The sequence below is a fragment of the Pantoea sp. C2G6 genome (genome assembly GCF_051336815.1).
Classification (GTDB): Bacteria; Pseudomonadota; Gammaproteobacteria; order Enterobacterales; family Enterobacteriaceae; genus Pantoea.
The window spans coordinates 43,119-69,075 of record NZ_JBGMNJ010000017.1 but is presented as its reverse complement, the minus strand read 5'-3'; the positions used below and the strand labels follow the sequence as shown (position 1 = coordinate 69,075).

21 protein-coding genes and 2 pseudogenes are annotated in these 25,957 nt (G+C 56.0%); 3 read left to right on the top strand and 20 right to left on the bottom strand.

What is annotated here, in order from left to right; genetic code table 11:
- Positions 1–4: 4 nt before the first annotated feature.
- The 7 genes from ACCW71_RS18365 to ACCW71_RS18335 form a co-directional block, all read right to left on the bottom strand.
- The gene (locus ACCW71_RS18365) at positions 5–340 is read right to left on the bottom strand and encodes a zinc ribbon domain-containing protein YjdM (protein ID WP_436373871.1); all 336 of its coding nucleotides are present in this window, start codon (positions 338–340) and stop codon (positions 5–7) included.
- A gap of 80 nt (positions 341–420) precedes the next feature.
- Positions 421–1,503 carry a lytic murein transglycosylase B gene (mltB, locus tag ACCW71_RS18360; RefSeq protein WP_436373869.1) on the bottom strand — a complete coding sequence of 361 codons (1,083 nt, stop codon included), beginning with the start codon at positions 1,501–1,503 and terminating at the stop codon, positions 421–423.
- Positions 1,504–1,654: 151 nt separating this feature from the next.
- Positions 1,655–2,332, bottom strand: coding sequence for a respiratory nitrate reductase subunit gamma (gene narI / locus ACCW71_RS18355; RefSeq protein WP_436373867.1), 678 nt, complete (start codon positions 2,330–2,332; stop codon positions 1,655–1,657).
- Entirely contained in the window at positions 2,329–3,057 is a 729-nt protein-coding gene (gene narJ, locus ACCW71_RS18350) for a nitrate reductase molybdenum cofactor assembly chaperone (protein WP_436373865.1), read from the bottom strand. Before narJ ends, narI begins: the two co-directional genes overlap by 4 nt.
- Positions 3,054–4,598: a nitrate reductase subunit beta gene (narH, locus tag ACCW71_RS18345; protein ID WP_436373863.1), complete on the bottom strand. Its 1,545-nt coding sequence runs from the start codon at positions 4,596–4,598 to the stop codon at positions 3,054–3,056. The genes narJ and narH overlap by 4 nt, the downstream gene beginning before the upstream one ends.
- Positions 4,595–8,356, bottom strand: coding sequence for a nitrate reductase subunit alpha (locus ACCW71_RS18340; RefSeq protein WP_436373861.1), 3,762 nt, complete (start codon positions 8,354–8,356; stop codon positions 4,595–4,597). Before ACCW71_RS18340 ends, narH begins: the two co-directional genes overlap by 4 nt.
- Before the next feature lie 101 nt (positions 8,357–8,457).
- Positions 8,458–9,852: a NarK family nitrate/nitrite MFS transporter gene (locus ACCW71_RS18335; RefSeq protein ID WP_436373860.1), complete on the bottom strand. Its 1,395-nt coding sequence runs from the start codon at positions 9,850–9,852 to the stop codon at positions 8,458–8,460.
- Positions 9,853–10,169: 317 nt separating this feature from the next.
- Here ACCW71_RS18335 and narL point away from each other — a divergent pair, with 317 nt between their 5' ends.
- Complete coding sequence (narL, locus tag ACCW71_RS18330) at positions 10,170–10,817, top strand: two-component system response regulator NarL (protein ID WP_436373858.1); 648 nt, start codon at positions 10,170–10,172, stop codon at positions 10,815–10,817.
- A gap of 30 nt (positions 10,818–10,847) precedes the next feature.
- Here narL and ACCW71_RS18325 read toward each other — a convergent pair.
- Positions 10,848–11,332: pseudogene (locus ACCW71_RS18325) on the bottom strand (Hcp family type VI secretion system effector).
- Positions 11,333–12,388: 1,056 nt separating this feature from the next.
- Here ACCW71_RS18325 and ACCW71_RS18320 point away from each other — a divergent pair.
- Positions 12,389–12,646 (top strand): hypothetical protein, encoded by a 258-nt coding sequence (locus ACCW71_RS18320; protein ID WP_436373856.1) that lies wholly within the window; start codon positions 12,389–12,391, stop codon positions 12,644–12,646.
- Between the two features lie 214 nt (positions 12,647–12,860).
- Here ACCW71_RS18320 and ACCW71_RS18315 read toward each other — a convergent pair.
- Positions 12,861–13,872, bottom strand: a pseudogene (locus ACCW71_RS18315) (IS3 family transposase); the annotation flags it as partial.
- A gap of 382 nt (positions 13,873–14,254) precedes the next feature.
- Here ACCW71_RS18315 and mutS point away from each other — a divergent pair.
- Positions 14,255–16,810: a DNA mismatch repair protein MutS gene (gene mutS / locus ACCW71_RS18310; RefSeq protein WP_436373854.1), complete on the top strand. Its 2,556-nt coding sequence runs from the start codon at positions 14,255–14,257 to the stop codon at positions 16,808–16,810.
- A gap of 123 nt (positions 16,811–16,933) precedes the next feature.
- Here mutS and rpoS read toward each other — a convergent pair whose 3' ends face one another.
- From rpoS to cysN, 11 genes are all read right to left on the bottom strand, one after another.
- Positions 16,934–17,926 (bottom strand): RNA polymerase sigma factor RpoS, encoded by a 993-nt coding sequence (rpoS, locus tag ACCW71_RS18305; protein ID WP_009086923.1) that lies wholly within the window; start codon positions 17,924–17,926, stop codon positions 16,934–16,936.
- Positions 17,927–17,983: 57 nt separating this feature from the next.
- Entirely contained in the window at positions 17,984–19,081 is a 1,098-nt protein-coding gene (gene nlpD, locus ACCW71_RS18300; RefSeq protein ID WP_436373886.1) for a murein hydrolase activator NlpD, read from the bottom strand.
- Between the two features lie 163 nt (positions 19,082–19,244).
- Entirely contained in the window at positions 19,245–19,871 is a 627-nt protein-coding gene (locus ACCW71_RS18295) for a protein-L-isoaspartate(D-aspartate) O-methyltransferase (RefSeq protein WP_436373851.1), read from the bottom strand.
- Positions 19,865–20,626 (bottom strand): 5'/3'-nucleotidase SurE, encoded by a 762-nt coding sequence (gene surE / locus ACCW71_RS18290; protein ID WP_436373849.1) that lies wholly within the window; start codon positions 20,624–20,626, stop codon positions 19,865–19,867. Before surE ends, ACCW71_RS18295 begins: the two co-directional genes overlap by 7 nt.
- A 191-nt stretch (positions 20,627–20,817) precedes the next feature.
- Positions 20,818–21,858: a tRNA pseudouridine(13) synthase TruD gene (truD, locus tag ACCW71_RS18285; protein ID WP_436373847.1), complete on the bottom strand. Its 1,041-nt coding sequence runs from the start codon at positions 21,856–21,858 to the stop codon at positions 20,818–20,820.
- Positions 21,855–22,337, bottom strand: coding sequence for a 2-C-methyl-D-erythritol 2,4-cyclodiphosphate synthase (gene ispF / locus ACCW71_RS18280; RefSeq protein WP_086906370.1), 483 nt, complete (start codon positions 22,335–22,337; stop codon positions 21,855–21,857). The genes truD and ispF overlap by 4 nt, the downstream gene beginning before the upstream one ends.
- Positions 22,337–23,053, bottom strand: coding sequence for a 2-C-methyl-D-erythritol 4-phosphate cytidylyltransferase (gene ispD / locus ACCW71_RS18275; protein WP_436373845.1), 717 nt, complete (start codon positions 23,051–23,053; stop codon positions 22,337–22,339). Before ispD ends, ispF begins: the two co-directional genes overlap by 1 nt.
- Before the next feature lie 3 nt (positions 23,054–23,056).
- Entirely contained in the window at positions 23,057–23,374 is a 318-nt protein-coding gene (gene ftsB / locus ACCW71_RS18270) for a cell division protein FtsB (RefSeq protein WP_013358867.1), read from the bottom strand.
- A 176-nt stretch (positions 23,375–23,550) separates the two neighbouring features.
- A complete protein-coding gene (locus ACCW71_RS18265) occupies positions 23,551–23,871 on the bottom strand; it encodes a DUF3561 family protein (RefSeq protein ID WP_436373843.1) in 321 nt (106 codons plus the stop codon).
- Between the two features lie 53 nt (positions 23,872–23,924).
- Complete coding sequence (gene cysC, locus ACCW71_RS18260; RefSeq protein WP_436373841.1) at positions 23,925–24,530, bottom strand: adenylyl-sulfate kinase; 606 nt, start codon at positions 24,528–24,530, stop codon at positions 23,925–23,927.
- Positions 24,530–25,957 (bottom strand): sulfate adenylyltransferase subunit CysN, encoded by a 1,428-nt coding sequence (cysN, locus tag ACCW71_RS18255; protein WP_436373839.1) that lies wholly within the window; start codon positions 25,955–25,957, stop codon positions 24,530–24,532. Before cysN ends, cysC begins: the two co-directional genes overlap by 1 nt.

The window sequence follows — 25,957 nt, the reverse complement described above, 5'->3', positions numbered from 1 at the left end:
GACCTCAGTTCTTTTTCACGAACTCAGATTTTAATTTCATCGGGCCAAAACCGTCGATTTTACAATCGATATTGTGGTCCCCTTCAACCAGACGAATGCTTTTCACTTTGGTGCCGATCTTCAGCGGGGTAGAGCTGCCCTTTACTTTAAGATCTTTGATCACCGTGACGCTGTCGCCATCCGCCAGCAGGTTGCCGTTGGCATCACGCACTTCCAGTGTTGCGTTGCTGCTGTCGCCTTCACCTTCGGTCCAGATATGACCGCAGGAGGGGCAGTTGAGGTTATCGCCATCTTGCCAGGTGTAATCGGCGTGACAGGCTGGGCAGGCAGGTAAAGACATAACGACTCCAGAGATAACAGTGGCTGTGTGGCCTGAAAAAGGGCGTCATCATATAACCTTACAGTTAACAAGGATAGCCTTTATAACAGGCCGCCCTGCCGCGCCTTGCTCACCGCCTCGCCAAGCTGCCACACCGCCATCGCATAATGGGTGCTGTGGTTATAGCGGGTTATCACATAGAAATTGGGTAAGCCATACCAGTACTGATAGCTGGTGCCGAGATCGAGGCGCAGCAAACTGACCTGATCGTGACCGTTCAGCGAACCCTGAGGTGACAGCCCGGAAGCCGCCAGCATGCTCACGCTGTAACGGGTTTTAAAGCCATCGTCCAGCATCGGTGCCTGGCCGCTGGCCGGTACGGCAATATTTTCACCGCTGCGCCAGCCATGCTGCTGGAAGTAGTGCGCCACGCTACCGATCGCATCAACCGGGTCCCACAGGTTGGCGTGGCCGTCGCCGTTGAAGTCAACCGCGTAATCTTTATAGGATGAGGGCATAAACTGGCCATAGCCCATCGCCCCGGCAAAGGAGCCTTTCAGCGCCAGCGGATCGTCCTGCTCGTTCCGCGCCATCAGCAGAAAGGTTTCCAGCTCGCTGCTGAAGTACTCTGCGCGTCTCGGATAGTTAAACGATAGGGTCGCAAGCGCATCGAGAATGCGCGTTTTCCCCATCACCCGGCCCCAGCGGGTTTCCACCCCGATGATGCCGACAATAATCTCCGGCGGTACGCCATAGACCTGCTGCGCGCGTTGCAACGCATCCTGGTATTGATTCCAGAACGCTACGCCATTCTGGACGTTATCCGGGGTAATAAACTTGTTGCGATAACGGATCCAGGCACCGTTCGGGCCCGGCGCGGGGGTATAGCTCGGCGCCTGACGATCCATCAGCCGCAGCACGTAATCCAGTCGTTTTGCCTGACCGAGGATGTTGTGCAGCTGCTGACGATCAAAGTCATGCTTCTCCACCATTTTATCGATGAACTGCTCCGCCGCCGGGTTGCCGGCAAAGTCACCAGACATCCCCTGTGCGTTATGCGACGGTTGCAGTAAAAACCCGCCCTGGGGCGCAGCCAGCATTCTTTGCTGTGAAGGCACTTCAGGTTTGCTGCTACAGGAGGCAAGAAGCGGAATGAACGCAAGGAGGGCTAACTTGAGACGCATCGGTTGTCCATAAACGAGGGGGTAAATTCAGATGCGGTAATAGTAGACGTTCAGCGCACTGACATACAGGGCAAAATCTTAAAAAAACGTCAAGAGCGCGCTGCGCTGAAACGGCCGCGGGAGTCACTTCGCCCCCACGGCCGTCATGCGTTTAGCGGCGATTTCTCACCAGCTGATAACGGCGGGTCAGATACTCTACCGGCGCGCTCCAGATATGCACCAGGCGGCAGAACGGGAACAGCAGGAACAGCGTCATGCCCAGCACCATGTGGACGCGGTAGATAAACGCCACGCCCTCCAGATGCTGCGAAGCACCACCGTGGAAAGTGACCACCGCCTGCGCCCAGCCGACCAGCTTCATCATTTCACTGCCGTCCAGATGCTGGGCGGAGAACGGAATGGTCAGCAGGCCCAGCGTGGCCTGCGCCACCAGCAATGTCAGGATCAGAATATCGCCGACGCTACTGGTCGCCCGCACCCGTGGATTGGTCAGGCGACGCTTTAACAGCAGCGCGCCCCCCGCCAGCGTCATTGCGCCGAACAGACCCCCGGCAATCATCGCCAGCTTTTGCTTCACATCAATCGGCAGGAAAGATTCATACATCCAGTGCGGCGTCAGCATCCCGACAATATGGCCGAAGAAGATGCCGATAATGCCGATGTGGAACAGGTTGGAGGCGAGACGCATCCCTTTTTTGTCCAGCATCTGACTGGAGCCGGCACGCCAGCTGTACTGACCGTAGTCATAGCGCAGCCAGCTTCCCACCAGAAAGATAGTCCCCGCGAGGTAGGGGTAAATATCGAAGAAGAAGGTATTAATAAAATTCATGCTGATTCTCCTGTGGCGCGCACCGTCGCCTGAGCGATGTCCAGATATTGCGGCGCAACCGCATCGGCGAAGCGACGCTGGTGCGCCGCCTGCTGCGCGGAGGCACAGCCCTGTTCGCCAAGAAATTTAATCTGCTCCTCTTCCCAGACCGCATCGAGTGCCGCCGGGGTATCGTCGCGGGCTTCCTGCGCCACCTGTGGCTTAAGGGCCGCGGGATCAACCGCGCTACCGGACAGCGTCAGTAACACCCGGAAGAGAGCGGCGTAGGGACTCTGCCGCTCCTCCAGCCGCGCCGCCAGCAGTGCCAGGATCGGCACAATATCGTCCAGTCCCTGACGGGCAGCCTCACTGGTTTTGCAGGCGAGATATTCCAGATAGAGCGGCAGATAATCGGGCAGCTCTTTACTGTCCAGCTCCAGCCCGTCAGCCCGATACTGTTCAAGCAGATCGACCATCGCCTGACCGCGATCGCGTGACTCACCGTGAACATGTTCAAACAGCAGCAGCGAGGTGGCGCGACCACGATCAAACAGTTCACAGTAATCCGCCTGTACATCGAGCAGGGAGCGGGCGCAGAGCTGTTCGATAAACGCCACCAGCGGAGCGCGCTGCTGCGGGTTGAGTTCGCTGGCACTTTCCAGCGCCTCAATCAGCGCCGGATGATGGGTGAACAGCGCCTCATCGGGATAATCCAGCAGGCGCGACAGGACACGTAGCGTCATCATGAGGCATCCTCCGGGCGACCGGTTTTCTTACTGATGTCGATGGCATCAATACGACGACTATTGAACAGGTTGAATTTGCTGTCGCTGCCGTGGCAGCCATCGCCAAAGCTGAAGCCGCAGCCTTTGCTTTCCGGGAAGGCTTCACGCGCCAGTTCACGATGGCTGGAGGGCACCACAAAGCGATCTTCGTAGTTAGCGATCGCCAGATAGCGGTACATCTCCTGCGCCTGCGCCTCGGTCAGACCGACCTGCTCCAGCGCCCGGGTATCATGCTGCCCTTCAACGCTTTCTGCGCGTTTGTAATGACGCATCGCCAGCATCCGCTTCAGGGCCAGCAGCACCGGCGCGGTGTCACCGGCGGTCAGCAGATTCGCCAGATACTCCACCGGAATACGCAGGCTTTCCACATCCGGCAGCACGCCGGTATGCGCCAGCGCCCCGCCATCCACCGCCGACTGAATCGGTGACAATGGCGGCACATACCAGACCATCGGCAGAGTGCGGTATTCAGGGTGAAGCGGCAGCGCCAGCTTCCACTCCATCGCCATTTTGTAGACCGGTGAGCGCTGCGCCGCGTCGATCACGCTCTGCGCCACGCCATCTTTAAGCGCCTGGGCGATCACCTCTGGATCATTGGGATCGAGGAAAATATCCAGCTGGCTCTGATAGAGGTCTTTCTCGTTTTCCGCTGCGGCCGCCTGTTCAATGCGGTCGGCGTCATAGAGCAGCACGCCGAGATAGCGGATACGGCCGACGCAGGTTTCTGAACAGACGGTCGGCTGGCCCGACTCAATGCGCGGATAGCAGAAAATGCACTTTTCTGATTTGCCGCTTTTCCAGTTGAAGTAGATCTTCTTATAGGGACAGCCGGTGAGGCACATGCGCCAGCCGCGACATTTATCCTGGTCGATCAGCACGATGCCATCTTCGCCGCGCTTGTAGATCGCGCCGCTGGGACAGGTCGCCACGCACGCCGGGTTGAGGCAGTGCTCACACAGGCGTGGCAGATACATCATAAAGGTGTGCTCGAACTGGCCGTAAATCTCCTTCTGGATATTATCGAAGTTCTTATCCTGGGAGCGTTTAGCAAACTCGCCGCCGAGGATCTCTTCCCAGTTCGGCCCGTTTTCGATCTTTTTCATCCGCTCACCGGTGATCAGCGAGCGCGGACGTGCGATTGGCTGGTGTTTACCGGCGGGCGCGTTGTGCAGATGCTGATAATCAAAATCGAACGGCTCATAGTAATCATCCAGCGCCGGTACATCCGGGTTGGCGAAGATCTTCGACAGCAGGCCGACGCGACTGCCCATGCGCGGCTCCAGCCTGCCATTGATCTTGCGGATCCAGCCGCCCTTCCACTTCTGCTGATCTTCCCAGGCGTGGGGATAGCCGACGCCGGGCTTGCTTTCGACGTTGTTGAACCAGGCGTATTCCATACCCTCGCGGCTGGTCCAGACGTTTTTACAGGTGACTGAACAGGTGTGGCAGCCGATACATTTGTCGAGGTTGAGCACCATGCCGACCTGTGAACGAATTTTCATGGTTTTACCTCCTGCTGGCTGCCCTGGCAGGCGTCGTTGCCTTCCCCGTCTAACCAGTTAACGTTGTTCATTTTTCTTACCACCACGAACTCATCGCGGTTAGAGCCAACGGTGCCGTAATAGTTAAAGCCCCATGAAAGCTGGGCGTAGCCGCCGATCATATGGGTTGGTTTTGGACAGGTACGTGTCACCGAGTTATGAATACCACCGCGCTGGCTGGTGATCTCCGACCCCGGTATATTCACGATGCGCTCCTGTGCGTGGTACATCATGGTCATACCGGCCGGAATGCGCTGGCTCACTACCGCACGTGCGGTCAGCGCACCGTTGGCGTTAAACGCCTCAATCCAGTCGTTATCCACAATCCCCAGCTCGCGGGCGTCATCTTCACTCATCCAGACAATCGGTCCGCCGCGCGACAGCGTCAGCATCAGCAGGTTGTCACTGTAGGTAGAGTGAATGCCCCATTTCTGGTGCGGCGTCAGGAAGTTCAGCGCCTTCTCCGGGTTACCGTTGGGTTTGCTGTTCAGCAACGGCTGCGCCGCACGGGTGTCGATGGGCGGACGATAGACCATCAGGCTCTCGCCAAAGGCACGCATCCACTCATGATCCTGATAGAGCTGCTGACGGCCGCTCAGGGTACGCCACGGGATCAGCTCATGAACGTTGGTGTAGCAGGCGTTGTAAGAGACATGCTCATCTTCCAGGCCTGACCAGGTCGGGCTGGAGATAATTTTGCGCGGCTGCGCCTGAATATCGCGGAAGCGGATCTTCTCATCTTCCTTATTCAGCGCCAGATGAGTGTGGTCACGACCGGTAATCTCGCCCAGCGCCTGCCAGGCTTTTACCGCCACCTGGCCATTGGTTTCCGGGGCCAGCGCCAGGATCACTTCTGCCGCATCGATCGCGGTGTCGATATTCGGCCGTCCTGCTGCCGGACCTTCGGCTTTGACATAGTTCAGCTGCTTGAGGAAATCGACCTCTTTGCGGGTATCCCAGCTGATGCCTTTGCCGCCGTTACCCTGGCTATCCAGTAACGGACCCAGCGAGGTAAAGCGCTCCCAGGTGGCCGGATAGTCACGTTCCACCACCATAATGTGTGGCGCGGTTTTACCTGGGATCAGATCGCACTCGCCTTTTTTCCAGTCTTTCGCCTCAAACGGCTGCGCCAGTTCCGCTGGTGAGTCATGTAATACCGGCAACGTTACGACATCGGTTTCTACCCCTAAATGGCCAGGGCAGAGATCGGAAAACGCTTTCGCGATGCCTTTGTAGATTTCCCAGTCGCTTTTTGAGTCCCAGGCGGGATCGACGGCGGCGGAGAGCGGATGAATAAACGGATGCATATCCGAGGTATTCATATCGTCTTTTTCATACCAGGTGGCGGTTGGCAGCACGACGTCAGAGTAGAGACAGGTGCTCGACATGCGAAAGTCGAGTGTCACCACCAGATCCAGTTTGCCTTCACCCCCCTGATCCAGCCACTCCACCTCTTCCGGCTTCACGCAGCCCTGCTGACCTAAATCTTTACCCTGGATGCCGTTTTCCGTGCCCAGCAGGTATTTCAGCATGTACTCATGCCCTTTACCTGAGGAGCCGAGCAGGTTGGAGCGCCAGACAAACAGGTTGCGCGGGAAGTTCTGCGGGTTGTCCGGTTGTTCGGCGGCAAAACGCATCGTGCCCTGCTTCAGGCTCTCGACGGTGTAGTCGAGCGGTGACTGACCGGCGGCTTTCGCCTGCGCCGCAATATGCAGCGGATTGACGTTGAGCTGTGGCGCAGAAGGCAACCAGCCCATCCGTTCGGAACGGACGTTAAGATCGATCAGGCTGCCGCTGTAGCGACTTTTATCCGCCAGCGGCGACAGCAGTTCGCTGGTGGCGAGCGTTTCATGTCGCCACTGGCTGGAGTGGTTATAGAAGAAGGAGGTGCTGTTCATCTGACGGGGCGGACGCTGCCAGTCGAGGCCAAAGGCCAGCGGTGTCCAGCCGGTCTGCGGACGGAGTTTCTCCTGGCCGACATAGTGCGCCCAGCCACCACCACTCTGACCGACACAGCCGCAGAAAATCAGCATGTTCATCAGGCCACGGTAGTTCATATCCATGTGATACCAGTGGTTCATCCCGGCACCGACGATGATCATCGAACGACCACGGGTTTTCTCGGCGTTTTCCGCAAACTCACGCGCGATGCGGATGATGTTCTGCCGCGAGACGCCGGTGATCTGCTCCGCCCAGGCCGGGCTGTAGGCTTTGATCTCATCGTAGGTTTGCGCACAGTTGGCATCATCCAGACCGCGATCCAGCCCATAGTTGGCCAGCGTCAAATCGTAGACGCTGGTGACCAGCGCTTCGCTGCCATCCGCCAGTTGCAGGCGTTTAACCGGCAGCTTATGCAGCAGGATTTCATCCAGCGCCACGCTGTTGAAATGTTCGCTGGTGATACCGCCGAAGTAAGGGAAACCGACCTCGACCACCTCATCATGGCTGCCCAGCAGGCTGAGTTGCAGTTCAACCTCCCGCTGTGACAGACCATCACGCTGCTCGAGGTTCCATTTGCCTTTTTCGCCCCAGCGGAAGCCGATAGAGCCCTGTGGCGCAATCAGTTCGCCGGTCGTCTGATCCAGCGCCACGGTTTTCCACTCAGGGTTATTTTCCTGACCGAGACCATCCACCAGATCGCTGGCGCGCAGCTGACGGCCCGCGGCGTAGTAACCGCCTTCACGCGGCTCCAGCAGTACCAGCATCGGCATATCGGTATAACGGCGCACGTAGTCGCGGAAATAGCCCACTTCACGATCGAGGTGGAACTCTTTCAGCATCACATGGCCCATCGCCAGCGCCATCGCGCTGTCGGTGCCCTGTTTCGGGTTCAGCCACTGGTCGCATAGCTTGGCGACTTCGGCGTAGTCCGGGGTGATCGCCACGGTTTTCGTCCCTTTATAGCGAACTTCCGTAAAGAAGTGCGCATCCGGGGTACGGGTCTGCGGCACATTTGAGCCCCAGGCAATGATGTAAGAGGAGTTATACCAGTCGGCAGACTCCGGCACGTCGGTCTGTTCGCCCCAGGTCATCGGCGACGCAGGTGGCAAATCGCAATACCAGTCGTAGAAGCTCAGGCAGGTTCCGCCAATCAGCGACAGGTAACGTGCGCCTGCGGCGTAAGAGACCATCGACATCGCCGGAATCGGCGAGAATCCCATGATGCGGTCAGGACCGTAAGTTTTGGCGGTGCAGATGTTCGCCGCGGCGATCATCTCGTTGACTTCCTGCCAGCTGGAGCGGACAAAGCCGCCGCGTCCGCGCGCCTGTTTATAGCTTTTGGCTTTCTCTGGATTGCTGATGATCGAAGCCCAGGCATCCACCGGATCGCTGTGCTGCGCTTTGGCTTCGCGCCACAGCTGAATCAGCTTCTTGCGCATCAGCGGATATTTCAGACGGTTCGCGCTGTAGAGATACCAGGAGTAGCTGGCACCACGCGGACAGCCGCGCGGCTCATGGTTCGGCAGATCGGGCCGGGTGCGGGGATAGTCAGTCTGCTGGGTTTCCCAGGTGACCAGACCATTTTTCACATAGATTTTCCAGCTGCATGAGCCGGTACAGTTAACACCGTGCGTGGAGCGGACAATTTTGTCGTGCTGCCAGCGGCTACGGTAACCATCTTCCCAGTCGCGGTTACTGTTTAGCGTCTGGCCATGCTGACCAGAAAACGGCTCTGCCAGTTGTTTGAAATAGCGAAACCGATCGAGAAATTTGCTCATCCGCAAAACTCCTGAAAGCGAAATGTGACATTGCTAACTCTGCGTCTGTCGTGACGCAGAAAGTGAAGTGTTGCCGGTGCGCCACACCGGCTTTATGGTTATCAGGCGCGGGCTTTTCGGCCGTATACCAGCCAGGTCACCGCAATGCAGCAGAGATAAAAGACCAGGAAAATTTTCATCGCGCCAGCCGGTGAACCGGTCATGGCGAGCGAAAGGCCGAAGGTCTGTGGAATAAAGAAGCCGCCCAGCGCGCCAATCGCGGAGATAAAGCCCAGCGCGGCTGAGGTTTCGGTACCCGCTTCACGCTGCGCCAGCGCGTCGTCGCCGCCTTCCGCTTTGATACGTTCCAGCGTCAGCTTGCGGAAGATCACCGCAATCATCTGGTAGGTTGAGCCGCTACCCAGCCCGGCGGTCAGGAACAGGCCCATGAACACGGCGAAGAAGGCCACGAACGAACCCTCCTGTCCTTCACCCGGCAACGTCAGGAACAGCAGAGCGGCAAACAGCGCCATCAGCACATAGTTAACCAACGTCACGCGCGTCCCGCCTAAGCGGTCAGAGACGATGCCACCGGCAGAGCGCGCCAGTGCGCCAATAAACGGACCGAAGAAGGCGTAATGCATAATCACCACGCTGGGGAACTGGGTCTTCGCCAGCATGGCAAAACCGGCTGAGAAACCGATAAATGAACCAAAGGTGGCCAGGTAGAGCAGCGCCATCACCCACAGATGCGGACGTTTCAGCACCGGCAGTTGCTCGCGCAGTGACGATCTCGCCGCCGCCAGGTCGTTCATACCGAACCAGGCCGCCAGCGTACCGATAGCCAGGAACGGCACCCAGATCCAGGCCGCGTTTTCCAGCCACATCGACTCGCCCGTCACGGTAGTGTGCGTGCCGGTATCGAAGAAGCTAAAAATGGCGCAGGAGATCGCCAGCGGTGCGACAAACTGCATCACGCTGACGCCGAGATTACCCAGGCCACCATTGATGCCGAGCGCGCCGCCCTGATGCGCTTTCGGAAAGAAGAAGCTGATGTTACCCATGCTGGAGGCGAAGTTTGCGCCACCAAAACCGCACAGCAGAGAGATCACCATAAAGGTGGCGAATGAGGTCTGGCTATCCTGCACCGCAAAACCGAGCCAGACGCAGGGGATAATCAGGATGCCGGTGCTGAAGGCGGTCCAGCGACGTCCACCGAAGATTGGAATGACGAAAGAGTAAGGCACGCGCAGCAGCGCACCAGAAACCGAAGGCAGTGCGGTCAGTAAAAAGAGCTGCTCGGTGCTGAAGTTAAAGCCGACTTTATTGAGATTAACCGCGATGGTGCTGAACAGCATCCAGACGCAGAAACTCAGCAGCAGACAGAAAACGGAAATCCACAGGTTACGGCTGGCGATACGTTTACCGCGCGCCTGCCAGAAAGCCTCGTTTTCGGGCTGCCAGTCCTGGATTAACGCACCGTGCGCTGGATTTTTCAGAGGGGTGGCTTGAGTCATAAATATCTCGTCAACAGGATAATAATTGTGCATATCCTGCGTATCCGGCCTGGCGGGCAGCTTGATACAAATCAACGGCAGGTAAGGTTATAAAGCCCGGCCCTGCGGGGTTTATCCGGGTTAAGTAGCTGACCTTTCGCTGATAACCCTTATAAATCATACGGTTTAAACGCAGCCGCAAATTCCTCTGTCAGAAGAGCGCCTACATGGAAATAAAGGAGTAGACCTTTGGGGGTATATAGCGACCCTGCTTCACCGGTAAGATAGGCTTTTTCGCCGGTTGATCGCAGGCGAGATGAAGAGGAGCAGGAGCCGACGTGACCGCAGAGAAATTTACGCTTTTACTTATCGACGATCACCCCATGCTGCGCAATGGGTTAAAACAGCTGATCGCGCTGGATGAGAGGCTGGAGGTGATTGCCGAAGCTGGCAATGGCCTGGAGGGTGTGGCGCTGGCACAGCAGCACGATCCCGACCTGATCCTGCTCGATCTGAATATGCCGGGTCTGAATGGGCTGGATACCCTGACTCAGCTGCGTGAAACCGCGCTCTCGGGCCGGGTGGTGGTTTTCACGGTTTCCGATGCTGAAGAGGATGTGGTTAGCGCGTTAAAGCGGGGAGCCGATGGCTATCTGCTAAAGGATATGGAGCCGGAAGCGCTGCTCAAGGCGTTACACCAGGCCGCCGCCGGTCAGATAGTGCTGAGCGAGGCGTTAACCCCGATTCTGGTCGCCCGGTTACGCGAAACGCCCGCGACTCAGACGCGCGACATCAATCAGCTGACCCGTCGTGAACGCGATATTCTGCAACTGATCAGCGCCGGAATGACCAATAAAGCGATTGCCCGTAAACTGGCGATCAGCGAGAGCACCGTGAAAGTGCACGTAAAATATCTGCTGAAAAAGATGAACCTGAAGTCGCGGCTGGAAGCGGCGGTCTGGGCGCTGCAAAACGGGTTGAATTAGGAATCAATCTATCAGCTGACATCCGGGTGCTTACGCTCTCACGTTCCAGTCGTGCGTATACTCTACGTTGCCATCGACATAACGCCATGTGATTTTATCGTACATCAGGGAAAGTGATTCCATGTGATTGATTGGCGAGTTTCCTGACATTTTTACGTTTGGCATTGTTGGGTTGATGCCTGTGATTTTTACGCCCTCAATGATCATGACAAAGTAGCACTCTTCCTGTCCTGCATAGTTAATACGATACCAGCAAATCCTGGCACTTTTCAGCGTCTGGCCCTTAGCAACGGCTTTGTAGAGATAAGGGCTCGCACTATCAAACTTCTTTTCAATCATCATCGGAGAATGAGAACGCTTGCCGGTAATCTTCCCGTTGGCACTATCCACCGGAAGATTCAGATCATGGCTGAAACCCAGTATCTCAATACTGCCTTCACGATCATGAATGTCCACCGACCCTTTATATCCGCACCGCCATCGTCTTTAAGCCACATATAAGCGGGAACTGGCATGTTAAACACTTTTTTGCGTGATGATTTTCTTCTTAATGAATTGATAACCAGCGATCGTTAAAATCAGGTTAAAACCCACTCCCCAACCAGATATCAATGCCGGATATCTTTCTTCGTAAGGCAAGACAAATTGATAGGGCAGAAAGCGGAAAAACAACCAAAATAGGAAGGTAAAACCGAAGATTTTTGCAAAACCTCTTAAGGTAGATGCCGCCCATGCTTTTGGTATAGCCTAATGATTAACCTTGTGTGCGAGTACATTGTAAGCGGTAATTGTCACGCTACAGGCAAGAACACTGATAAGCGTGTTAATCAGGATACCAAAATAATCATGTAACGATTCCCATACTTCTGAATCTGGCTCATCCAATATAAAACCGGTAACGCGACTGACATTTTCAAAATCATATAAGCCCTTGAGAAATTAGACTAATTAATCATAAGTAATGGCCTTAGCAACAATCAGCATAACCGCAGCAAAGAATACTATTTTGATGAGTAAACTAAGGGCATGTTTTGCCATTGGCGATCGCCTCAATCGTACCGTATGCCAGTAATTTCCTCATGCACGGGACGTCTATTTTCTAAGTGCGTAGTAACGCATTGCGCAGTCTGGCAAAATTTGAGTTGTGCGGGAGAGTAAAGTGGTGCTATGGCGTGCGGTTAAAGACAGGATTTCATGAGAGCTGGTGAGATAAAGTGAGAGCAAATGATGATTATAAAATCACTTTACTATCTAATATAAGATAGTGTACATCTTAATGCTTTCAGTACATCAGAAAACCTTCGTTCCAGAACCCTCATGATGCATTGGTGTATAACATTTCATTAATCTAATGTTTTTACTACCGGGTAAAATCACGTTATAACCTAAATTTTTGCTATTTAATGGAATTCAACTTTTAAAAAATCCGGTTATTTACCTGAAACACGTATACAGTTATGTACCAACATGTATACCTCAAATGTTATGTTTATCAAGTGCAAAAACGAGTTTCTGAATTGTTCAGGTTGCTGGTAAGATAACGGCCCATCACGAAAAATTGGAATGAATTAATGGACATGCAAGCCTGGAAACAAAAAGCATATACCGTTGTATTAAACGTAGCCAGAACCCATCAAGAGTTTACACCAGACGAAATCTGGGCGGCAGGCCTCGAAAAACCAGAAGAAGCCAGAGCTTTAGGTGGAGTGATGCGCCGCGCAAGAGAAGAAGGATTGATTGAGAAAACTGGTCGTGTCAGACCAACCACTCAGCCTGAGAGCCATTCCACAGATGTAACCATTTGGAAATCAAATATTTTTGAAGGCTAATCTATGCTGGAGTTAATTTGTGTTAGCAAATCCCGAAACGCAGCAATACGGTTAATCAGTGGATATTGAGCTATTTTATCAATTGAGCAAATAGTATGACCTGTCCCCAGTTTTAGACACAACGGCCGGTTAGCAATGTCGGTTTGTTTACCGTCAAATTTGCATTTCTCTACTCTGCTGCAAATTCAGCCGGAGCCTGATAATTTAGCGATTAATGTGGGCGGCAATCGTTATAATACTGCCGCCAGTCATTCAGTGTTTGCTTGGCGTAAACAATATCGCTGAACCAGTGCTTGTTCAGGCATTCATCTCTAAAGCGTCCGTTAAACCTCTCAATAAATCCGTTCTGAGTCGGCTTGCCAGGCTGGATAAGCCTTAGTTCCACATCATGCTCAAACGCCCATTGATCCAGCGCGCGGCAGGTGAATTCAGCCCCCTGATCGGTTCTTACGTCGCTGGATAGCTTTGACACAGCGCGATGCTGTCAAGAATACGCTCAATGTGCACGCCAGTAATCTCGAAAGCGGTGGTAATCGTCAGGCACTCTTTCGCAAAATAATCCACGCATGCAAGGCACTTAATCTGGAGGCCGCTGCACAGTACATTCATGGCAAAATCCATTGATCCGGTCAGGTTCGTTGCATCGGGCCGCAGAAGCGGAAGCCCCTCAATCGCCAGCGGTTTAGGACACCGTCTAGGTTTTACGCTCAGGTCATTAAGGTGATAGATGTGGTAAATCCGCTTGTGATTCACGCAAAGACCTTCATAACTCAGAATCTATCAGATCTGCCTGTAACCAAAGCGGCGGCTTTCAGGTACAAGCTCAATGATGCGCAGGGATAGCTGCGCATCAGCAACCGAACGCTGAGCCGAATAACGACTCGTTGATAGAGACAGATCTGCCAGCACAACGTTGCGACAGACCAGTTGTCTCACACATAATTTCCACAGCTTCACGCTTCTGCTCTTTTCAGCTCGGAGTCAGTTGAAGCGCCTCTTCATCCAACATGGCTTTAGTGGATAGCTTCCTTAAATGGGCGTGCTCCTCTTTAAGGGACTTGAGTCGCTTTAGTCAGAAGACTTCCATGCCGCCAAACTCCTTGTGCCTGACATGAAAGGTGGAGTCTGAAATAGCATGCCTGCGGCAGAGTTCCCGGCCTGAAATCCTGACTTCGGTCCCGCGGGAGAATACTAATGATCAGTTCGTCGTAAAAATGCTTCTTCATGTGACTTATGAAGACATTACTGACAGCAATGTATATTAATCAACGGAGAGCAAGTCAATACGCGAAGACTTCGATTTTCACTGACATCTGCCCTATCCCCCCACCCAATTCCAATCTTTCGAGCGCCCTCGAAGAAAGTGGCTTCAGCGCTGGTTTTCCTGTCATACAGACTTCGTTATCATGTCCGTCACGTACTCGTGAAAGGAAATATAAGCTGCTGCGCTTAAAACGACATTTTATCCATTCATAGTCTGATAAGCGGCGCTTTAACCTGCGGTAAAAGGCGGGATTTCATGAGAGCCAGTGAGATAAAGTGAGAGCAAATGATACCCATAAAATCACTTAACTCTCTAATTTGTAAGATAATGGACATCTCAACACTATGAGTACATCAGAAAACTTCGGTTCCCATACGCCGATGATGCAGCAGTATCTGCGCCTCAAGGCTGAGCATCCCGACATCCTGCTGTTTTACCGCATGGGTGACTTCTATGAGCTGTTTTACGACGACGCAAAGCGCGCCTCGCAGCTGCTGGAGATCTCACTTACCAAACGTGGCGCGTCGGCGGGCGAACCCATTCCGATGGCGGGTGTGCCTCACCATGCCGTTGAAGGCTACCTGGCTAAACTGGTGCAGCTGGGCGAGTCGGTTGCCATCTGTGAACAGATAGGCGATCCGGCCCTGAGTAAAGGTCCGGTCGAACGCAAAGTGGTGCGCATCGTAACGCCCGGCACCATCAGTGATGAGGCGCTGCTCCAGGAGCGGCAGGACAACCTGCTGGCGGCGATTGTGCAGAGCGCCAGAGGGTTTGGTTACGCCACGCTGGACATCAGCTCCGGCCGTTTCCGCCTCAGTGAACCAGCCGATGCCGAAACCATGGCGGCCGAGCTGCAACGCACCAATCCCGCCGAGCTGCTCTACCCGGAAGACTTTGAGGCGATGTCGCTGATTGACCAGCGGCGGGGTCTGCGTCGTCGCCCGCTGTGGGAATTTGAACTCGACACCGCGCGTCAGCAGCTGAACCTGCAATTCGGTACCCGCGATCTGAACGGATTCGGCGTGGAGAATGCGCACCTCGGACTGAGCGCCGCGGGCTGCCTGCTGCAATATGCTAAAGATACCCAGCGTACCACCCTGCCCCACATCCGCTCGCTCAGCATGGAGCGGCAGCAGGACAGCATTATTATGGACGCCGCCACCCGCCGTAATCTGGAGATCACCCAGAACCTGGCCGGTGGCACCGACAATACCTTAGCCGCCGTGCTGGATAAAACCGTGACCGCGATGGGCAGCCGGATGCTGAAGCGCTGGCTGCATATGCCGCTGCGTGATGCGTGCATCATCAATCAGCGGCAGGAGTCGATCGCTGAACTGCAAAATCTCAGCGAGGTGCTGCAACCGGTGCTGCGTCAGGTTGGCGATCTGGAACGTATTCTGGCTCGTCTGGCCCTGCGCACGGCACGGCCGCGCGATCTCGCCCGGATGCGCCACGCTTTCCAGCAGTTACCGGAACTTAACCAGCTGCTGGCCAATGTCGAAGCGACCCATTTGCAGCAGTTACGCGCCCGGATGGGCGAGTTCACTGATTTACGCGAACTGCTGGAGCAGGCGGTGATTGAGTCGCCGCCGGTGCTGATCCGTGACGGTGGTGTGATTGCGCCAGGCTACAACGCGGAGCTGGATGAGTGGCGCGCGCTGGCCGATGGTGCCACCGACTATCTCGACAGGCTGGAGATCCGCGAACGCGAGAAGCTGGGGCTGGATACACTGAAGGTCGGCTTTAATGGCGTGCATGGTTATTACATTCAGGTCAGTCGCGGGCAGAGCCACCTGGTCCCGATGCACTATGTGCGCCGCCAGACGCTGAAAAACGCCGAGCGCTACATCATACCTGAGCTGAAAGAGTATGAAGACAAGGTGCTGACCTCAAAAGGTAAAGCACTGGCGCTGGAGAAAAGCCTCTATGAGGCGCTGTTCGATCAGCTGCTGCCGCATCTGGAAGCGTTACAGCTCAGCGCCGCCGCCCTGGCAGAGCTGGACGTATTGAGTAACCTGGCCGAGCGCGCCTGGAGCCTCAACTATTGTCGTCCGATATTGCAGGACAAAGCGGGCATTAAAATCAGCGGTGGCCGCCATCCGGTGGTCGAACAGGTGCTGAAAGAGCCGTTTATCGCCAACCCGCTGGCGCTGGCGCCGCAGCGCAGAATGCTGATCATTACCGGTCCCAATATGGGGGGTAAGAGTACCTATATGCGGCAGGCGGCGCTGATCGCCCTGATGGCATGGATTGGCAGCTATGTGCCCGCCGACGAGACGCTGATTGGTCCGCTTGACCGTATCTTTACCCGCGTCGGCGCAGCGGACGATCTCGCCTCCGGGCGCTCCACTTTCATGGTCGAGATGACCGAAACGGCCAATATCCTGCATAACGCCACCGAAAACAGCCTGGTGCTGATGGATGAGATTGGACGTGGCACCTCAACCTACGACGGCTTATCGCTGGCCTGGGCCTGTGCCGAGAATCTGGCGAACCGCATCAAGGCGATGACGCTGTTTGCCACCCATTACTTTGAGCTGACAACCCTGCCGGAAAAAATGGAAGGCGTGGTCAACGTGCATCTGGATGCGGTTGAGCATGGTGACACCATCGCCTTTATGCACAGCGTGCAGGAGGGTGCCGCGAGTAAGAGTTACGGCCTGGCTGTCGCGGCTCTGGCGGGCGTACCCAAAGAGGTGATCAAACGGGCGCGTAATAAGCTCAAAGAGCTGGAGAGCGTCTCGGGTCACGCCGCCTCATCAACGGTGGATGGCTCACAGCTGCCGCTGCTGGTGGAGGAGACCTCACCCGCCGTTGAAGCGCTGGAGGCGCTCGACCCGGATACGCTGACGCCGCGTCAGGCGCTGGACTGGATCTATCGCCTTAAATCGCTGGTCTGACGCTTCGCCGCGTCGCGCAGGGCTGCGCGGCGCACTGTGGTTCTCTCCGCCAGCGTGGCGATCCGCAGGCATAAAAAAAGCGGTGGTTTTCACCACCGCTTTTTGCATTCGTACTCAGCTTAGTTATTCACGAAACAGTGCTTCAATGTTGAGTCCCTGCGCTTGCAGGATTTCGCGCAGACGGCGCAAACCTTCAACCTGAATCTGACGAACACGCTCGCGGGTTAAACCGATTTCACGGCCAACATCCTCAAGCGTTGCCGCTTCATAGCCTAACAGGCCGAAACGACGCGCCAGCACTTCACGCTGCTTGGCGTTCAGTTCGAACAGCCATTTAACGATGCTTTGTTTCATATCATCGTCTTGCGTGGTGTCTTCCGGGCCGTTGTCTTTTTCATCGGCCAGAATGTCCAGCAGCGCTTTTTCAGAATCACCGCCTAATGGCGTATCAACTGAGGTGATGCGTTCGTTGAGACGCAACATACGGCTTACGTCATCAACCGGTTTATCCAGCTGCTCGGCAATCTCTTCCGCACTTGGCTCGTGGTCGAGCTTGTGGGAGAGTTCACGCGCAGTACGCAGATAAACGTTCAGCTCTTTAACAATATGAATCGGCAGACGAATGGTACGGGTTTGATTCATGATCGCCCGTTCAATAGTCTGACGAATCCACCAGGTGGCGTACGTTGAGAAACGGAACCCGCGCTCCGGGTCAAATTTCTCTACGGCGCGAATCAGGCCGAGGTTACCTTCTTCAATCAGGTCCAGCAAAGCTAAACCACGATTGCTGTAACGACGGGCGATTTTCACCACCAGGCGTAAGTTACTTTCGATCATACGGCGACGGGAAGGGATATCACCCCGCAATGCACGGCGAGCGAAGAAAACTTCTTCCTCTGCCGTTAACAACGGAGAATAGCCAATCTCCCCGAGATAGAGCTGCGTCGCATCTAATACACGCTGCGTCGCACCCTGTGATAGCAACTCTTCTTCCGCTACGTCGCTATCGCTGGCTTCGTTTTCAACGAGTGCCTTCTCGTCAAAAATCTCAGCTCCGTTCTCATCGAATTCCGCGTTCTCATGTAACTCGTTTACTTTCAGCGTATTCTGGCTCATAAGCGGCTCCTACCCGTGATTCCAGGGCAGAACATAAAAGGGATCTGTTCTGCCGGATTATCGCTGCGGTAAATAACGCAACGGGTTTACGGATTTCCCCTTGTAACGAATTTCAAAATGTAACCTTACTGAACTGGTTCCGGTGCTACCCATGGTAGCGATTTTTTGCCCCGCCTTAACTTCCTGTTGTTCCCGAACCAGCATTGTATCGTTGTGGGCGTAGGCACTCAGGTAATCATCGTTGTGTTTAATGATGATTAAATTACCGTAACCCCGGAGTGCGTTACCTGCGTATACCACCCTTCCTGAAGCAGTGGCGACCACAGATTGTCCGCGCGTTCCGGCGATATCGATACCTTTATTGCCACCTTCAGCGGCAGAGAAGTTATCGATAATTTTCCCATCGGTCGGCCAGCGCCAGCTTCCTACCGGCGTTGAACTGTTGGTTGTACTGCTAACCGTTGGGGGTGCGGTAACGACTGGAGCTGTTGTCGTTGCAACATTTGCTCCTCTGGAAGGCAACAATTTACTGCCACCCGAATTACCCGAATCATCAGAATACGTAATAACAGGTTGCTGTGCAACAGCAGGAGATTTAATTTGTGGCGCAACAGGAATCCCGCCCTGCGTTGCATCAGCAACGGTAATGGGATTTCCACCGGTAATCGGCTGACCTGAGCCATTACTGATCTGCAAAGTTTGCCCGACATTCAGGTTATAGGGCGCAGGAACATTGTTGCGCTGGGCTAAATCGCGGAAATCATTGCCGGTGATCCAGGCGATGTAAAATAATGTGTCACCGCGCTTAACGGTATATGTTTCACCGGAGTAGCTACCCTTAGGAATGTTCTGATAACTGCGATTGTATACAATCCGGCCATTCTGGGTCTCAACATTACTGCTGGTACTAATCATTCCCCCATTGTTAGGGGAAGAAACTGTATTTCTGCTTAACATTTGTCCCTGAGCGGGCGTTGCGGGTACGCCGCCACCTGATCCGCTCTGGCTGCCGCCGTTCATCATGCCGCTATTGTCGCCAACGCGACTGATAGGCGCCTGTGTGTTGTCGCTGGAGCTACAGCCTGCCAGCCAAATACCTGCCAGTGAAAGTGCCGCCAGACGGCGTAACTTAAATAGTGTGCTTCCCGTGCTCATTGATCCCCCGTGATGGCAACCCTGATGTAACTGTTTCACTGTACCCTGCCAGCAGAATGCTCTGCACAGCGCGATAAAATCTGCATTTTTGCTGAATAAACTGGATAGTAACAATATCGGGTAGGTGGTGCCATGAAACAGTTGTGAAGAAATACGAAGAGAGTCAGGCCAGATCGCCCTGCACCAGCGGCACAAACCGGACCGGTTCAATGATCTCTTCCGTCACCTCTTTGCCCTGACGACGCAGGCGCTTCAGTACCTGCTGCTCCTCGCCAACCGGCAGCACCATAATGCCGCCTTCTGCCAGTTGTGCTATCAGCGCAATCGGAATTTCCGGCGGCGCGGCGGTAACAATGATGGCATCAAACGGACCGCGCGAAGGCCAGCCCTGCCAGCCATCACCGTGACGGGTGGAGACATTGTGCAGATCGAGCTGTTTCAGACGGCGTTTAGCCTGCCATTGCAGCCCCTTAATCCGTTCCACCGAATAGACGTGATCGACCAGGTGAGCCAGAATCGCCGTCTGGTAACCGGAGCCGGTGCCGATCTCCAGCACGCGGGAGTGAGGATTCAGCGCCAGCAGCGCGGTCATCCGCGCCACCATATAGGGCTGAGAGATGGTCTGACCGGAACCAATCGGCAGCGCCATATTATCCCAGGCTTTATGCTCGAAGGCTTCGTCGACAAAACGCTCACGCGGCACTTCGCTGATGGCTTTCAGCAGGTTTTCATCATCAATGCCCTGCTGACGCAGTTGTGACAGCAACGTCTCAATACGCCGATTCACCATGCCAGGTTCACCTCAGCATTAGCCAGCCAGTCATGCAGCACATCCTGCGCGCTGTGCGTAGTCAAATCGACATGCAGTGCGGTCACCGAAACATATCCCTGATCCACCGCGGCGAAGTCGGTATCCGGGCCGGCGTCCAGCTTTTCACCCGGCGGCCCAATCCAGTAGAGCGTATTGCCGCGCGGATCCTGCTGCGCGATAACCTGATCGGCAGGATGACGGCTGCCACAGCGCGTCACGCGAATGCCTTTCAGCGCCTCCAGCGGCAGGTCCGGCACGTTGATATTGAGAATGCGCCCGGTGCGGAGCGGTTCCCGGCTCAGGGCTTTAAGGATAGCGCAGGTTACCGCGGCCGCCGTGGCGTAGTGCTGATGACCATTGAGCGACACGGCTATCGCCGGCAGACCGAGGTGACGTCCCTCCATCGCAGCGGCGACCGTGCCGGAGTAGATCACATCATCCCCCAGATTGGGACCGGCGTTGATACCCGACACCACAATATCGGGACGCGGCTGCATCAGCGCGTTCACCCCCAGATAGACGCAGTCAGTGGGCGTGCCCAGCTGAACCGCAATATCACCATTCTCATGGGTGAAAGTGCGCAGAGGTGTTTCCAGCGTTAAGGAGTTCGAGGCGCCGCTTCGGTTACGATCGGGTGCCACAACCTGCACCTCAGCAATTTGCCGCAGGGCTTTCGCCAGCGTTTGAATACCTGGCGCATGAATGCCGTCATCGTTGCTGAGCAATATCCGCATTTCGTTCTGACCTTTTTTTATTCGACTGGTCGCCGTGACTGAACCTGTTTCAACAGCATGGCAACAGGTGATGAGCGGACGGCGATTTTTGCATTCTAGCGAGGCGCGCAAGGAAGTGGTAGGCGTAAATCACCCGACAGCGGGGGTTTGCCGCAACAATACCCACAATGCGGGTAGTGTTACGGCGAGGATTACTCATCAATCTGATCAAGCGCGTCGCCGTGGGCAATCAGCTCGCGGACCACGCTGGTGGCAAAGCTGCCCGCTGGCAGCCAGAACGCCATCTCCAGCGTCGCCTCATCCCGCCAGTGCCAGTGCAAATCGCGCGGCACCACCAGCATGGCGCGGCGGGCTGCATCAACACGCTCCCGCTCGATCAGGCTGAGTAACGGGGTCGCCTCTGCCAGCGCCTGCTGCTCAAAGGCCAGCGCCTCCGCCTGCGGACCGGCCTCGCCCCGCCCTGGCAGTGGCGCGGTAATGCGCAGCTCATGCTGATCGACCCGCTGCTGTAGCGCTGCCAGCTCATCGGGCTGGGCGACAAACCAGCTGCCCCGACCGGTCAGCTGCAAGGCATCGCCGTTGAGCACCTGAGTCAGCCCGCCCTGCTGTTGCAGACGCGCACTGGTCACCTGATTAAACAGCGCGCTGCGCGCCGCAGAGAGCATCAGGCTGCGCTTGTTGCGGTCGCGAATGACAATCTCATTGCGCGCCCACTTTTCCGCCATCACCAGGTTGTTGCCGCCGCGTCCGAAACGCTGCTCACCAAAATAGTTCGGCACGCCGGCGTCGCGGATCTGCGCCAGACGCGCTTCAACCGCCGCCGGGTCGCTGACCTGGCGGATGATCAGCCGGAAGGCATTGCCCGCCAGCGCTCCGATGCGCAGCTTACGCTTGTGGCGCACCGCCGCCAGAATCTCCACCCCTTCCAGCGCGAAACCGCGCAGATCGGGCATGGCGTTGCCCGGCAGACGAAAACAGAGCGTCTGCTCCGTCACCGCATGGCGGTCTTTCATCCCGGCATAGCTCATGTCGCGCGGATGAATGGCGAGATACTTCGCCAGCGCCTCGGCGACAAAGCGGGTATTCGCCCCCACCTTACGGATGCGCACCAGCAGATGCTCACCTTCGCCATCCGCGCCATAGCCGAGATCTTCCACCACCACGAAATCGTCCGGGCTGGCTTTGATGATGCCGGTTGCCGCCGGTTTACCGTGCAGATAAGTCAGGCTCATTGGCTGTCGGCTTTAAGCAGCAGCGCGACCGCTTCACAGGCGATGCCTTCGCCGCGCCCGGTGAACCCCAGCTTCTCGGTAGTGGTCGCTTTAACATTGACCGCATCCATGTGGCAGCCGAGATCTTCAGCGATATTGATCCGCATCTGCGGCACATGCGGCAGCATTTTCGGTGCCTGAGCAATAATCGTGACGTCGACGTTGCCGATGCGATAGCCTTTGGCTTCAATACGACGCCAGGCCTCACGCAGCAGGCCGCGGCTATCCGCGCCTTTAAAAGCGGGATCGGTATCGGGGAACAGCTTGCCAATATCACCCATCGCCACCGCGCCCAGCAGCGCGTCCGTCAGCGCATGCAGCGCCACATCACCATCGGAGTGGGCGATAAAACCCTGTTCAAACGGGATCCGCACACCGCCAATCACTAACGGACCCTCTCCGCCAAAGGCGTGAACGTCAAAACCGTGACCGATACGCATCATGTGCTCTCCTTTAAGTGGATCTGACTCAGATAAAAAGCGGCCAGCGCCAGATCTTCTGGCCGGGTCACTTTGATGTTATCACTGCGTCCGCTGACTAACAGCGGATGGTAGCCGCAATACTCCAGCGCCGAGGCTTCGTCAGTGATGGTTGCGCCCTCAGCCAGCGCCCGCGTCAGGCAGGCGGTGAGCAGCGCATGAGGGAAAAATTGTGGGGTTAACGCATGCCAGAGGTCGTCGCGTTCAACGGTGTGCGCCACGGCGGATTTGCCTGGCTCACCGCGTTTCATGGTGTCGCGCACCGGCGCGGCCAGAATCCCGCCGACATGGCTCTGGTGACGGACGTTCAGCAGCTGCTGAAGATCGTCCGGGTGCAGACAGGGGCGCGCGGCGTCGTGAACCAGCACCCAGGCCGATCCCTGAGCGGCCTGCAAGCCCGCCAGCACCGACCCGGCGCGCGTCTCGCCGCCGATAACGCTGACCACACGCGGATCGCGGGCCAGCGGCAGCGCGGCGAAGTGTTGGTCGTCGGGGCTGAGGGCGACAATCACCTGCTTAATCGCGGGATGGGAAAACAGACGTGCGATGCTGTGTTCCAGAAGGGTGTGCTGACCAATTGTCAGATACTGCTTCGGACAGGTTGCCTGCATGCGGCTGCCGATCCCGGCAGCGGGCACCACGGCAATCACATCCGCAAGGGAGGCATGATTGTTCATGTTTTATCGTTGTTGGTTTTGCGCGGCTTGTTGCGCGTTGCGTTTGTTCTGGTCAGGCACCAGACGATAGAAGGTTTCACCCGGCTTAATCATGCCCAGTTCATTGCGTGCACGCTCCTCGATCGCCTCTGAGCCGCCATTGAGATCGTCAATTTCGGCAAACAGCTGATCGTTTCGCGATTTAAGTTTGGCATTATTCGCCTGTTGTACCGCGACATCATCATTGACGCGCGTATAGTCATGAATGCCATTTTTCCCCAGCCACAATGAATATTGCAGCCAGCCAAGCAGCACCAGTAACAGTAACGTCAGTTTTCCCATCCCGCCCCCTAAAAACGGCCCAATCATCCCATAACTTTGCACAGGACTCCACACCGGCAGAGAAAATGGCCCGCTTTGCGTGGCAGCTGCACAAAATATGAATCAGTGGCGATTTAAGTGGGAAAAGATTTGTAACCGGCCGATGCGTTTGCACATCAGCACAGCCTTCCCGGAGATTACCAGCCGGAGAGAAATGAGAACATCAGCCAGAAGAGCGAGACCACCAGAATCACCGTCGCGAGCGTGGTCCACAGCAGTTGTCCACCCAGCAGGGTGTTCAGCGCGATCCCCGTCACTACCGCGACCGGCAGCAGCGCCAGGAAAAATGGCCAGGTATAGAGGAAGAAAAACAGCGTGTTAGAGCCGAACAACAGGAAAGGGATCGCCAGTGCGCACCAGTAGGCGAGAAAGCCGATAACGCCGCCCGGCAGCAATGAGCGCGGCTCATCCGGGTGAGAGTCATCTTTACGGGCCAGCATCGGGGTAATGTTCTGCATAAGCATCCTGTTGAGGCGAGGGCGGCAAATCAGCTCGATCTGCCGCTATCTTTTCAGGATCTGATAATATCGCGGTCACGCAGCAGGTCTAACAATCGGGCGGCGAGTTTTGTAACCAATTGTTCGCCATCCAGCGCGATTTCCGGGCTCTCCGGGGCCTCATAGACGCTGTCGATACCGGTGAAATTGCGCAGTTCACCGGCGCGTGCTTTGCGATATAACCCTTTAGGGTCGCGCGCTTCACACACCGCCAGCGGGGTATCGACAAACACCTCGATAAACTGCCCCGGCTCCAGCAGATCGCGCACCATCTGACGCTCGGCGCGATGCGGTGAAATAAAGGCGGTGAGTACCACCAGCCCGGCATCCACCATCAGTTTCGCCACCTCGCCAACCCGCCGGATATTCTCTTTGCGATCCTCGTCGCTGAAACCGAGATCGCGACAGAGGCCGTGACGCACATTGTCGCCATCCAGCAGATAGGTGCTGACGCCGATGCGGTGCAGCGCCTGCTCCAGCGCGCCCGCAACCGTTGATTTCCCCGAGCCTGACAGCCCGGTGAACCAGAGCACCACGCCCTGATGACCGTGCTGCTGCTCGCGAGCGGCGCGTGTCACCGGGTGGTCATGCCATACCACGTTGTCATCGTGCTGAGCCATTACTGACCACCCAGCAGATCGCGCGCGTTCCAGTGTGGGAAGTGACGACGCACCAGCGCATTCAGTTCCAGCTCAAAGGCGCTGAACTCACCGGTGTTAAGCGGCGCGTCGTGGTTCGGCTGATGGATCATGCCGGCACCCACGGTGACGTTGCTCAGGCGATCGATAAAGATCATCCCGCCGGTCACCGGGTTCTGCTGGTAGCTGTCGAGCACCATCGGCTCATCAAAAGTGATCTCGATCCGGCCAATACCGTTCAGCGGCAGCGCATCAACCTGGCGTTTCTCCAGTGAGTTAATTTCAACCTGATGCAGCACTTTCTCAACCCGGCCACGGGTTTTCTTACCGGCGATTTTCAGATCATAGCTCTGACCGGCCTGCAACGGCTGTTCCGCCATCCACACCACGTCAACGCTAGCCGACTGAACCGCGGCCAGCTCTTCGCTGGCATCCACCAGCAGATCGCCCCGGCTGATATCAATCTCATCGTGCAGCACCAGGGTAATCGCTTCCCCTGCGCCCGCTTCAGGCAGATCGCCATCGAAAGTCACAATGCGGGCGATGGTGGATTCCACCCCGGACGGCAGCACTTTAACCCGCTGGCCTACCCGCACACTGCCCGACGCCAGCGTACCGGCATAGCCACGGAAATCGAGGTTTGGACGGTTGACGTACTGCACCGGAAAACGCATCGGCTGATGATCGACCACGCGCTTCAGTTCCACGGTTTCCAGCACATCCAGCAGCGTCGGGCCGCTGTACCACGGCATGGTCTGGCTGGCGGAGGCGACGTTATCCCCTTCCAGCGCCGACATCGGCACAAAGCGAATATCGAGATCGTCCGGCAGCTGGGCCGCAAAATCGAGGTAATCCTGTTTGATCTGCTCGAAACGATCCTGGCTGTACTCCACCAGATCCATCTTGTTGATCGCCACCACCAGATGTTTGATCCCCAGCAGGGTCGAGATAAAGCTGTGGCGGCGGGTCTGATCCAGTACGCCTTTACGCGCATCGATCAGCAGGATCGCCAGATCGCAGGTTGAGGCGCCGGTCGCCATGTTACGGGTGTACTGCTCATGTCCCGGCGTATCGGCGATAATAAACTTACGCTTTTCAGTCGAGAAGTAGCGGTAGGCGACATCGATAGTAATGCCCTGCTCGCGTTCAGCCTGAAGCCCGTCCACCAGCAGCGCCAGATCGAGCTTTTCGCCCTGGGTGCCGTGACGTTTGCTGTCATTGTGCAGCGACGAGAGCTGATCTTCATAGATCTGACGGGTGTCATGCAGCAGACGCCCAATCAGGGTGCTTTTGCCGTCGTCAACGCTGCCGCAGGTGAGAAAACGCAGCAGGCTCTTGTGTTGCTGGGCGGTCAGCCAGGCTTCCACGCCGCCCTGGTCAGCGATCTGTTGTGCAATTACGGTATTCAT